This is a genomic window from Pseudomonas sp. TH49 (assembly GCF_016650625.1).
Classification (GTDB): domain Bacteria; phylum Pseudomonadota; class Gammaproteobacteria; order Pseudomonadales; family Pseudomonadaceae; genus Aquipseudomonas; species Aquipseudomonas fluorescens_H.
Map to the genome: position 1 here is coordinate 1,973,829 of NZ_JAEKFL010000002.1, position 12,031 is coordinate 1,985,859.

At 60.4% G+C, this 12,031-nt stretch carries 10 protein-coding genes; 2 read left to right on the forward strand and 8 right to left on the reverse strand.

Features of this window, described 5'->3' with window-relative positions; all coding sequences use genetic code 11:
• Positions 1-4 precede the first annotated feature (4 nt).
• A complete protein-coding gene (locus JFU48_RS26140; RefSeq protein WP_201138141.1) occupies positions 5-1,198 on the reverse strand; it encodes an efflux RND transporter periplasmic adaptor subunit in 1,194 nt (397 codons plus the stop codon).
• 49 nt (positions 1,199-1,247) lie between these two features.
• Positions 1,248-2,495 (reverse strand): TolC family protein, encoded by a 1,248-nt coding sequence (locus JFU48_RS26145; protein WP_201138142.1) that lies wholly within the window; start codon positions 2,493-2,495, stop codon positions 1,248-1,250.
• Between the two features lie 411 nt (positions 2,496-2,906).
• Here JFU48_RS26145 and JFU48_RS26150 point away from each other — a divergent pair, with 411 nt between their 5' ends.
• Positions 2,907-3,581 carry a heavy metal response regulator transcription factor gene (locus tag JFU48_RS26150; RefSeq protein WP_003223767.1) on the forward strand — a complete coding sequence of 225 codons (675 nt, stop codon included), beginning with the start codon at positions 2,907-2,909 and terminating at the stop codon, positions 3,579-3,581.
• Positions 3,578-5,011, forward strand: coding sequence for a heavy metal sensor histidine kinase (locus JFU48_RS26155; protein ID WP_201138143.1), 1,434 nt, complete (start codon positions 3,578-3,580; stop codon positions 5,009-5,011). The genes JFU48_RS26150 and JFU48_RS26155 overlap by 4 nt, the downstream gene beginning before the upstream one ends.
• Positions 5,012-5,788: 777 nt before the next feature.
• Here JFU48_RS26155 and JFU48_RS26160 read toward each other — a convergent pair.
• From JFU48_RS26160 to JFU48_RS26185, 6 genes are read right to left on the reverse strand one after another with little or no spacing between them, the layout of a single operon-like run.
• Positions 5,789-7,531, reverse strand: a complete 1,743-nt coding sequence (locus JFU48_RS26160; protein WP_103485333.1) for an ABC transporter substrate-binding protein — start codon at positions 7,529-7,531, stop codon at positions 5,789-5,791.
• A 45-nt stretch (positions 7,532-7,576) separates the two neighbouring features.
• On the reverse strand, positions 7,577-7,849 hold the full coding sequence (locus JFU48_RS26165) for a DUF2160 domain-containing protein (protein WP_003223760.1): 273 nt from the start codon (positions 7,847-7,849) through the stop codon (positions 7,577-7,579).
• A 10-nt stretch (positions 7,850-7,859) separates the two neighbouring features.
• Positions 7,860-8,660 carry a carbohydrate ABC transporter permease gene (locus JFU48_RS26170; RefSeq protein ID WP_003223758.1) on the reverse strand — a complete coding sequence of 267 codons (801 nt, stop codon included), beginning with the start codon at positions 8,658-8,660 and terminating at the stop codon, positions 7,860-7,862.
• A 10-nt stretch (positions 8,661-8,670) separates the two neighbouring features.
• A complete protein-coding gene (locus JFU48_RS26175; protein ID WP_003223756.1) occupies positions 8,671-9,537 on the reverse strand; it encodes a carbohydrate ABC transporter permease in 867 nt (288 codons plus the stop codon).
• A complete protein-coding gene (locus JFU48_RS26180; protein WP_201138144.1) occupies positions 9,534-10,649 on the reverse strand; it encodes an ABC transporter ATP-binding protein in 1,116 nt (371 codons plus the stop codon). The genes JFU48_RS26175 and JFU48_RS26180 overlap by 4 nt, the downstream gene beginning before the upstream one ends.
• A complete protein-coding gene (locus tag JFU48_RS26185; RefSeq protein ID WP_003223751.1) occupies positions 10,649-11,743 on the reverse strand; it encodes an ABC transporter ATP-binding protein in 1,095 nt (364 codons plus the stop codon). The genes JFU48_RS26180 and JFU48_RS26185 overlap by 1 nt, the downstream gene beginning before the upstream one ends.
• Between the last annotated feature and the right edge of the window lie 288 nt (positions 11,744-12,031).

Below are 12,031 nucleotides of genomic sequence, written 5' to 3' on the forward strand. Positions count from 1 at the left end.
AGAATTAATGACTGTGCTCGGCTGAGGCTTTGCCCAGCTCCGACTTGAGGACGAAGCTGCCGGCGCTGGCGACTTGCACGCCCGGTTCCAGCCCTTGGGTGACTTCCACGTGCCCGGCGGCGCGGCTGCCCAGTTCCACTGCCTGCGCCTTGAAACCGTCGTCGGTACGGACGAACACCGTGGGTTTGTCCTCGACGGTCTGGATCGCGGTTTCCGGCACCGCGACTTTGGCCTGGCGGCTGTCGGTGGCGACCCGCGCGGTCACGAACAGCCCCGGGCGCCATGAACCCTGCGGGTTTTCCAGCGTCACGCGCACGGTCGCGGTGCGCGTTTGTTCGCCGAGCAGGCTGCCGACGTACGCCACGCTGCCAGTGACTTCAGCTTGCAATTCCGGCGCACTGACGGTGACGGTTTTGCCCACCTGCACCTGGGTCAGCTCCTTGGGCGAAACGCCGAAGGTCACCCACACGCGGGACAAGTCCGAAAGGGTGAACGCTGCCGTGGTCTCATCGACCACCTCGCCCGGCGTCAGGTGTTTTTCCACCACCACGCCATCGAACGGTGCGCGCAGTTCGTAGCGATTGCCGCCGGTGGCGACCACGCTGCCGCTGAGTACGCTGATTTTCTGCCGGGCGTTGTTCATGGCGATTTCCGCCTCTTCCAACGCTTGCTTGGCCTGGAGGAAATCCTGCTCGGCGGAGATCTTGTCCTGCCAGAGCTTTTTCTCGCGTTCGTAGGTGGTGCGCGCCAACGCCAAGCGACGTTGCGCGGCGGCCTGCTCGCTACGCTGATCGGAGATCTGCTGACTGGCGATCACCGCCAGCAACTGGCCCTTCTTCACCGGTTGCCCGAGGTTGACCGCCACCGACTCGACCACCCCCGGCACGCGCGGCACGACGTGCGCCGTGCGGTCCTCGTCGAAGCGCACTTCGCCGGGGAACGACAGGCCGAGACTGATGCTCTGCGCCCGCGCCTCGGCCAGTTGAATGCCTGCCGCCGCGATCTGCTCGGTACTCAATTCGATGTGGCCTTCTTCGGCATGTTCGCCTTCGGCGGCCGCGCCCTCCTCGGCGTGATCGGCGTGCTCCGCCGCTTCATCGGCATGCGCGTCGATATTTGAATTGGCCGGCCACATCGAGCCGATGCCGATGCCCAGCGCCAAGGTCGCGACCGCGACCACCAGCAGTTTTTTATCCATGGAAACTCCTCTGCGCCGTGCCATCGCGCAGTTGTCTGAAAAGTGAAATTCAAGGGCTGACGCTGAGGTCGCCGAAGATCCGTTCAAGGCGCACGCGGGCGTCGGTCGCCTCGCTGACGGCCTGGATGTATTGGCTGCGCGCGGCAATCAGGGTGCGCTGGGCGTCGAGCACATCGAGGAAGCCGAATTTGCCCATTTCGAAACCACGGGTGGCGCTGTCCACTGCACTTTGTGCGGCGGGCAGGATGCTCTGGTTGAACGCGTTGACTTCGCCATTGGCGGTCTGCCATTGCTCAAGGCTGGTCTGGACTTCGGTGCGCAAACGCAGCTCGGTGGCGTTGCGCAGATCCCGCGCCTGATCGGTGCGCCGTGCCGCGGCGAGCACGTTGCCCTGATTGCGGTTGAACAGCGGAATCGGCATCGACAGCCCGACCACGTTGACTCGCTCACGCTCGGTTTCGCTGTACTGGCTGCCAATGCTCACGGTCAGGTCGGGAATGCGCTGCGACTTTTCCAGGCCCAACGATGCTTCGCGTTGATCGATCTGCAGTTTCGCCAGACGCAGCTCGGCGGTCTGGTTCAGACGCTCGAGCAAACGACTGGGCGGCGGCAGCGTGGCGAGGTTTTGCGTCGCGGCTTGCACATTGGTCGAGGTCGGCAACGGTGCGCCCATGACTTGCGCCAGTTGCTGATAGGCGTTGGCCTGATCGCGCTCGGCGCGGCTCACCTCCAGGCGCACTTCCGAGAGCTGCACCTGCGCTCGCGTGCCTTCGACTGGCGACGATTTACCGGCCTCGATCCGCCCCTGAGCAACGCGCAAACCGTGCTCGGCCAGTTGCAGTGACTGGCGCGACAACTGCAAGCGTTGCTGCGCGGTTTGCGCGCTGTTGAACGCCTGGATCACATCGGCGCGCAAGGCATTGCGTTTGCGCTCCAGTTCGATACCGGCGGCGTCCTGCGCACGGCTGGCAACATCGATGCGCGCACCGCGTTTGCCGCCCAGTTCGATCGGCTGGCTGAGCATCACCTTGGTGGTGCGCGAGTCGCGTCGGGTGTCTTCGGCTTCCCACGACACCTCGGGGTTGGGGATCAGTCCAGCCTGTTGGCGGTCGCCCTCGGCTATGCCGATTTCCCACTGCGCGGCGGCGAGATCGGGGTTGCCGGCGAAGGCGCTTTGCAGCGCCTGATCCAGCGTCAAGGTCGATGCGCTGGCCAGGCTGCTGCACGCCAACAACAAGAGGCCGCTGGCGGTTTTGTTCAGGCGTGATCGCGCCGTCAGTTCGATTAAACCGGGCAATGGAGGACTTCCTTTAATTCAGGATTTTTCGATGCCGCCACGTTAGGGTTTTGAACTTATCGACAAGGTGACTGGAACATTACAAATCCGTTATCCACGGTTTGGCAAAGTTGTTTTGTTCTAGGATGCGAAGTGCAAACGGCTTTGCCGTAATACATGGAAACAAATACTCGGTAGTTATCTGCCGAACAGCACTTGCCTGAATGCAATACATGTCTGCTGGCGCATTCAAGCTGCGACAGGCTGTCGCGGATGGCCGTTTTAAAGGCCTCCGAGATTGACTCTGTAGCCACTACAGCCTTTACCGTGCTCGTCATTCAGTTATTGAACTGCGTCCGGAAGAACTTACAAAACCATAATTTTCCCGGCCACCTTAATTAAATATCCCTTAAATAAAAGTGGTGATAGATCATGCGAATCCTTGTCGTCGAGGACGAGCTTAAAGCTGCCGAATACTTGCATCAGGGTTTGACCGAAAGTGGTTATATCGTTGACCACGCCGCCACCGGTGCCGATGGATTGCATCTGGCGCAACAGCAGGCGTATGACCTGATCATTCTCGACGTGAACTTGCCGGAACTGGACGGCTGGGGCGTGCTGGAACAACTGCGCCGCACCCACTCGACGCGGGTGATGATGCTCACCGCGCGCGGGCGGCTGGCGGACAAGATTCGTGGTCTGGATCTGGGCGCCGACGACTATCTGGTCAAGCCGTTCGAGTTTCCCGAACTGCTGGCGCGGGTACGCACCCTGATGCGCCGCAGTGAAAATATCCCGGTGCCGCAAGTGTTGAAAGTCGCTGATCTGGAGCTTGATCCGGGCCGGCATCGGGCGTTTCGTGGCGAACAGCGCATCGACCTGACCACCAAGGAATTCGCCCTGCTGCACTTGTTGATGCGCCAGTCCGGCGAGGTGCTGACCCGCACGCAGATCATCTCACTGGTGTGGGACATGAATTTCGACTGCGACACCAACGTGGTCGAAGTGTCGATCCGGCGCTTGCGGGCGAAGATCGATGACCCGTTCGATAACAAGCTGATCCACACCCTGCGCGGTGTCGGCTACGTGCTGGAGGCGCGGGAATGAAGCCGGCCAGCCTGTCGATGCGCCTCGGTCTGACCGTGAGTATTCTCGGCGCGCTGTTGGTGGTGTTTCTGGCGATCCTCGCCTATTTCGCCCTGACCCATGAGCTGAATGCGCTGTCCCGCGACAGCCTGGACAAGAAGATGGCGCAGGTTGAACACAGCCTGTCGCTGTACGTCGACGCCAATGAAGTCAGTGGTAAGCCGCACATTCTGCTCGATCAGGTCATGGGCCATGACAACCTGACGCTGACGATTTATGACCGTTCGAATCTGCGTTCGCCGCTGCTCAAGTCCGGCTCAGGACTGAAGGATCCGCGCGCCGAGTTGCGCGCGGTGCGAGCCGCCACCGAGCAATTGACCTACAGCGACAGCAGCGATGGCGAGGGTGCGAAATTCCTTACCGCGTCAAAGCTGATTCGCCTCAAGGACGGCAGCCGCGTGCCGGTGCTGCTGTCGATGGACAACGCACATGATCAGGCGCTGCTCAGCGCCTACCTGCGCTCGACGCTGATTGCCTTGCCGCTGTTGCTGGTGTTCATCGGCCTGACGGCGTGGGGCGCGGTGCAGCGTGGATTGGCGCCGCTGCGCGAATTTCGCAAGGTGGCGGCGATGGTCTCGACTCAGGATCTGGATCATCGGCTGTCGGTGGTGAACATGCCGCAGGAGCTGAGTGAACTGGCACAGGGCATCAACTTCATGCTGCATCGGCTGGATGCCGGGGTGCAGCAGTTGTCGCAGTTCTCCGATGACCTGGCGCATGAGCTGCGCACACCGATCAACAACTTGATGGGCAAGGCGCAGGTGACGCTGTCTCGTGAGCGCACGACCGAGGAATACCAGGACGTGTTGGTGTCCTGCACCGAGGAGCTGGAGCGCGTGGCGCGGATTGTTTCCGACATGCTGTTTCTCGCGCAGGTCAGTCATCCGTCGGCGCTGGCGCCGTTTGAATCGGTGGCGCTGGAGGATGAAGCGGCGAAGGTCGCGGAGATGTTTTCGCTGTCGGCGCAGGACAAGCAGATTCATTTGAATGTTGTTGGTTGCGCATCGGTGCTGGGCGATCGATTGATGATCCAGCGGGCGATTTCCAATCTGCTGTCGAATGCGCTGCGTCATTGCCCGAACGGCAAAACCATCACCTTGCTGATCGAGCAAGGCGCGACGCAGGCTTCACTGCTGGTCAGCAATCCCGGCGCCGGCATCGAGGCGCAACACCTGCCGCATCTGTTCGACCGCTTCTACCGCGTCGACAGCGCCCGCTCGCGCTCGCAGGGCAGCACCGGGCTGGGACTGGCGATCGTGCGTTCGATCATGAGCTTGCATCAGGGAGTAGCTGAGGTGAAGAGCTTGCCCGGCGTCATGACCGTATTCCGCCTCGGTTTTCCCGCGGCGCCCCCCATGGCCCCATCGCTTGCAGGCAAGCTCTCACAGTGAGTCGTGGTGAACCCGAATTTTGATGGCGTCACAAAACCTGTGGGAGCTTGCCTGCAAGCGATGGCGGCGGCTCAGTCACATCTTTGTTGTCTGACACTCCGCTATCGCGAGCAGGCTCACTCCTACAGTGAATCGCGGTGAACCCGAATTTTGATGGCAATACAAAACCTGTGGGAGCTTGCCTGCAAGCGATGGCGGCTCAGTCACATCTTTGTTGTCTGACACTCCGCTATCGCGAGCAGGCTCACTCCCACAGTGAATCGTGGTGAACCCGAATTTTGATGGCAATACAAAACCTGTGGGAGCTTGCCTGCAAGCGATGGCGGCGGCTCAGTCACATCTTTGTTGTCTGACACTCCGCTATCGCGAGCAGGCTCACTCCTACAGTGAATCGCGGTGAACCCGAATTTTGATGGCAATACAAAACCTGTGGGAGCTTGCCTGCAAGCGATGGCGGCTCAGTCACATCTTTGTTGTCTGACACTCCGCTATCGCGAGCAGGCTCACTCCTACAGTGAATCGAGGTGAACCCGAATTTTGATGGCAATACAAAACCTGTGGGAGCTTGCCTGCAAGCGATGGCGGCGGCTCAGTCACATTTTTGTTGTCTGACACTCCGCTATCGCGAGCAGACTCACTCCTACAGAAGTTTGCGGCATACAACGCGTCTGTGAACGGCACTAAATCTGTGGGAGTGAGCCTGCTCGCGATAGCAATGGCACAGGCAACAAAAAAAACGGCACCTCACGGTGCCGTTTGCTCTTCACACATCAACCATCACTTACGCGCATCCGCCCACGATTTCAGCAGTTCGTTGTAGCTCACGGTCTCGCCCTGCGGCTTCTCGTTGGCCAGTTTCGGTTTCGGTGCGCCCGGCTGGTCGAACCAATATTGCGCGTCGCGTTCCGGGTTCATTTTCGGGGCGCACACTGCTTGCGCCTTGGAGCGTTCGAGGCGCGACATGATCGCGTCCTGATCCTTGGCCAGGCCATCCAATGCTTGTTGCGGAGTCTTCTCGCCGCTGGCCGCTTCGGCGATGTGGCTCCACCACAATTGCGCCAGACGCGGATAGTCCGGCACGTTGGTCCCGGTCGGGGTCCATTGCACGCGGGCCGGGCTGCGGTAGAACTCGACCAGTCCACCGAGTTTCGGTGCCAGATCGGTCATCGCCTGCGAGTTGATGTCCGACTCGCGGATCGGCGTCAGGCCGACGATGGTTTTCTTCAGCGACACGGTTTTCGAAGTGACGAACTGCGCATACAACCACGCCGCCAGTTTCTGTTTCTCAGGCGTGGATTTCATGAACGTCCACGAACCCACGTCCTGATAACCAAGCTTCATGCCCTCCTCCCAATACGGCCCGCGCGGCGACGGCGCCATGCGCCACTTCGGTGTGCCATCGGCATTCATCACCGGCAGGCCCTGCTTGGTCATGTCGGCGGTGAACGCGGTGTACCAGAAGATCTGCTGGGCGATATTGCCCTGCGACGGCACCGGGCCGGACTCGGAGAAGGTCATGCCCGCCGCTTCCGGTGGCGCGTAGGCCTTGAGCCAGTCGACGTATTTCTGCGTGGCGAACACTGCCGCCGGGCCATTGGTGTCGCCGCCGCGGGTCACGCTGGAACCAACCGGGTGGCAATCCTCGACGCGAATCCCCCACTCGTCCACCGGTAAACCATTGGGAATACCCTTGTCGCCGCCACCGGCCATGGAGAACCAGGCATCGGTGAAACGCCAGCCCAGCGACGGGTCTTTCTTGCCGTAGTCCATGTGCCCGTAGACACGTTTGCCGTCGATTTCCTTGACGTCTTCGCTGAAGAATTTGGCGATGTCTTCATAAGCCGACCAATTCACCGGCACGCCCAATTCGTAGCCGTACTTTTCCTTGAACTTGGCTTTCAGATCCGCCCGTTCGAACCAGTCGGCGCGGAACCAGTACAGGTTGGCGAACTGCTGGTCGGGCAGTTGATAGATCTTGCCGTCCGGCGCCGTGGTGAACGAGATGCCGATGAAGTCCTTGATGTCGAGCGTCGGCGAGGTGAAGTTCTTGCCTTCGTTGGCCATCAGGTCGGTGATCGCCTCGGTCTTGCCGTAGCGAAAGTGCGTACCGATCAGGTCCGAGTCGTTGACCCAGCCGTCGTAGATGCTCTTGTCCGACTGCATCACCGTCTGCAGTTTTTCCACCACGTCGCCTTCTTGCAGCAGGTCGTGGGTCAACTTGATCCCGGTGATTTCGGTGAAGGCCTTGGCCAGCACTTTGGACTCGTATTCGTGGGTGGTCAGGGTCTCCGAGACCACTTTGATGTCCATCCCGCGAAACGGCTCGGCGGCCTTGATGAACCACTTCAATTCATCGAGTTGCTGTTCGGGCGTCAGGGTCGATGGCTTGAATTCGCTGCCGATCCATTTTTTCGCAGCGTCCTCATAGGCATCGGCCCAGGCCGATGCGCTCAAACCGCTGAGTGCCAGCACGGCCGCCAATGAAATGCTATGTCGCAGCTTATTGTTTTTGTCGAACATAGAGACCTCCTGTTTGATTTTCGGAGCACGATTGCCGAGAGTCGACTAGCCCCAACGCATCACAAGCAACAGCCACACCAAAGACAGCGCGGACGCCGCCCAGATGCTCCAGTCGGTGACGCCAATGACCAGCAGATGCAGGTAGGCGCTGCCGAGAAGACCGATGAACAAGCGATCGCCACGGGTGGTGGCAATCGGCAGAAAACCTCGCCGCAGAATGCTCGGCGAACGCAACTCCCAGGTGGTCATGCCGACCAGCAGCAAGCCAATGGCGATGAAGAAACCCGCCGTAGGGGCCGTCCAGCTCATCCATTCCATCATTCGTTCCTCATACACGACCCAGAGCAAAGCCCTTGGCCACATGATTGCGCACGAACCAGATCACCAGCATGCCCGGCAGGATGGTCAACACCCCCGCCGCCGCCAGCACGCCCCAGTCGATGCCCGAGGCCGACACGGTGCGGGTCATCACCGCAGCTATCGGCTTGGCGTTCACCGAGGTCAGCGTGCGCGCCAGCAGCAGTTCGACCCAGGAAAACATGAAGCAGAAAAACGCGGTGACGCCGATCCCGGAGCCGATCAGCGGGATGAAAATCTTCACGAAGAATTTGGGAAAGCTGTAGCCATCGATGTAGGCGGTTTCGTCGATTTCCTTGGGCACACCGGACATGAAACCTTCGAGAATCCACACCGCCAGTGGCACGTTGAACAGGCAGTGCGCCAGCGCCACGGCGATGTGCGTGTCGAACAGACCAATCGACGAATACAGCTGGAAGAACGGCAACAGGAATACCGCCGGCGGCGCCATGCGGTTGGTCAGCAGCCAGAAGAACAAGTGCTTGTCGCCCAGAAAGCGATAGCGCGAAAACGCGTACGCCGCCGGCAACGCCACGCTCAGGGAGATGACGGTGTTGAGTGTCACGTAGTACGCCGAGTTGATGTAACCGCTGTACCAGCTCGGATCGGTGAAGATCACCTTGTAGTTCGCAAGCGTGAAGTTCTGTGGGAAAAGCGTCAGGCCACCGAGGATTTCGGTGTTGCTCTTGAACGACATGTTCAGCAGCCAGTAGATCGGCACCAGCACGAACAGGATGTAGATCAGCAGCGGGAAAAGCTTTGTCTTGCTCATGGCCGGGCCCTCAGCGGTTGGCGTCGGAATGGGTCATGGCGGTGTAGAACAGCCACGAGACCAGCAGGATGATCAGGAAGTACACCAGCGAAAACGCCGCCGCCGGCCCCAGATCGAATTGGCCTACGGCCATCTGGGTCAACGTCTGACTCAAGAAGGTCGTGGCATTGCCCGGCCCGCCGCCGGTGAGCACGAACGGCTCGGTGTAAATCATGAAACTGTCCATGAAGCGCAGCATCACCGCGATCAGCAGTACGCTTTTCAGCTTGGGCAACTGGATGTGCCTGAACACTGCCCACGCCGAAGCCCGATCGATCCGCGCCGCCTGGTAATACACGTCGGGAATCGCCCGCAACCCGGAGAAACACAACAGCGCCACCAGCGAGGTCCAGTGCCAGACGTCCATCACCAGCACCGTGACCCAGGCGTCCATGGTGTTGGCCGCGTAGTTGTAGCTGATGCCCAGCGCGTTCAGGCTCGACCCGAGCAAGCCAATGTCGGCGCGGCCGAAGATCTGCCAGATGGTGCCGACCACGTTCCACGGAATCAGCAGTGGAATCGCCAGAATGATCAGCACCACCGATGACCAGCGCCCCTTGGTCGGCATGGTCAGGGCGATGGCGATGCCCAGCGGGATTTCGATCAGCAGCACGCAGGCCGAGTAGATGAACTGACGCAGCAATGAGTCGTGCAGACGTGGATCGAGCAGCACCTGGCGATACCAGTCGGCACCGACGAAGTAGCGGCTGGACTGGTCGAAGATGTCCTGCACCGAGTAGTTGACCACGGTCATCATCGGGATCACCGCACTGAACGCCACCAGCAGAAACACCGGCAACACCAGCCACCAGGCCTTGTTGTTCTGCACCTTGTTCATGGCTGCCCCTCGGTAAGGTCGGTGTCGTCCAGGAGGAATTCGTCGGCGTAGACCATCAGCCACTGCGCCGGAAAACTGATGTACGCCGTGCCCTGCGGCACCGGTTTGTCTTCGGCCAGACGCACCTTCAACGGCGCGCCATCGAGGTCGAGGGTGAGGATCTTGTAGGTGCCGAGGTCTTCGACGTGAACCACCCGCGCCTGCATCGCCTCGTCAAACGGCTCGTCCCAGACATGGATGAACTCGGGGCGGATGCCGACCTTCAGATTTTTCCACTGGCCGTGTTCGATATGTCGTTGCAAGGCGTCGGACAACGGCAGGTGCGTCGAGGCGAAACCGACCCCGCCCGGTTGCGGCTGCACCTCGATCAGGTTCATCCCCGGGCTGCCGATGAAGTAGCCGACGAAGGTGTGGCTCGGCCGCTCGAACAATTCCCGGGGCGTGCCGAACTGCACGATCTGCCCGCCGTACATCACCGCGATCTTGTCGGCGAAGGTCGAAGCTTCGAGCTGATCGTGGGTCACATAGACCATGGTGATGTTGAACTGCTCGTGGATCTGCTTGAGCTTGCGTCGCAGCTTCCACTTCAGGTGCGGGTCGATCACCGTCAGCGGCTCGTCGAAGAGGATCGCCGAGACGTCGTCGCGCACCAGGCCGCGGCCCATGGAAACTTTCTGTTTTTCGTCGGCGGTGAGGTTGCGCGCCTTCTTGCCCAGCAGGTTTTGCAGGTCGAGGACTTCGGCGATTTCCTGCACCTTGCTGTGCACTTTCGCCTCGGCCATGCCCTGATTGCGCAGGGGGAAAGCCAGGTTGTCGAACACGGTCATGGTGTCGTAGACCACCGGGAACTGGAACACCTGGGCGATGTTGCGCTTCTCCGGGGTCAGGTCGTTGACCGCTTTGCCGTCGAACAACACATGCCCTTGCGAGGGGCTGAGCAGGCCGGAAATGATGTTGAGCAAGGTCGACTTGCCACAGCCCGAAGGGCCGAGCAAGGCATAGGCGCCGCCCTGCGCCCAGATGTGATCCATCTCGCGGATCGCGTACTCCTCTGGCCCGCTCGGGGTTTTGCTGTAGCTGTGGGCGAGGTGCTGCAAACGGATTTCGGCCATCACGCTACCCTCGCGACACGCCGGCCCGGTGCCTGCACCAGCCGGCCCTGCGCATCGAACACGAACAGTTTGTGGGTCGGGATGTAGATGCGGATCGGCGCATCGACGTCGTATTCATGGACGCCCGGCAGGTGCAGCACCAGCAGGAAATGCTCGTTGCGCACGTGGAGGAAGGTTTCCGAGCCGCTGATCTCCGCCACTTCGACGGTGACTGCCAGTTCCAGGTCGTCATCGTTGCTCGGCACCAGCGAGATATGGCTGGGGCGCACGCCAAAGCGGAACTCGCCCTCACCCACCGGGCGCAGGTCGACGTTCAACGGGAAGTGCACGAAGTTGGCGAAGCTGACTTCGTTGCCGGCGATGCGCCCGGGCATCAGGTTGATCGGCGGCTCGGAGAACAACTCCGCCGCCAGCACGGTTTGCGGCTGGTGGTAGACCGAGGTCGATGGGCCGCTCTGGATCACCCGGCCCTCGTGCAGAATCGTCGTGGTGCCGCCCAGCGCCAACGCTTCGTTGGGCTCAGTGGTGGCGTAGATCGCGATGGTGTGGCGCAGCTTGAACAGCTCGCGCATTTCCTGGCGCAGCTCTTCGCGCAGCTTGTAGTCGAGGTTGACCAGCGGCTCGTCGAACAGGATCAGCTCGGCATCCTTGACCAGCGCCCGGGCCATCGCCGTGCGCTGCTGTTGGCCGCCGGACAGCTCCAGCGGATAGCGCTGCAGAAACTTCTCGATGCGCAGCATCCGTGCGGTTTCCTGCACCTTGCTGTGGATGATGTCCTTGGCAACACCGGCCTGACGCAACGGCGAGGCAATGTTCTCGAACACGGTCATGGTCGGGTAGTTGATGAATTGCTGATAGACCATCGACACATTGCGCAGGCGCACCGGGCGCTGGGTGACATCGACGCCGTTCATCAGGATGCGCCCGCTGTCAGGCTTGTCCAGACCGGCCATCAGGCGCATCAGACTGGTTTTGCCGGACAGCGTGCGGCCGAGCAGAACGTTGAAGGATCCGGGTTCGAATGTCAGGCAGGCATCGTCGATCCAGGTCTGGCCCTCGACGGTACGGCAGACGTGCTCCAGGGTGAGTGACATGGCTCGGCCTTTTTTATTATTGGAGTCAAGCGACCTGTGCAGCAGAGCGACATTCGTGCCAGAAATGGCAAGTGGTTGATTTGTCGTGAAAAGCACCGAAAACGTGGGGAATGGGTGTTCATGACTGAACAGATTTGAACAGTCTGGCGATTGACAATGAACAATCGTGAACAACACTCTGTGAACGCTTTTTGCCCAGATTTCGTGAACACCGAAGATCCAATGTGGGAGCGGGCTTGCTCGCGAAGGCGGTGTGTCAGTCGATGTAAATGTGTCTGATATACCGCC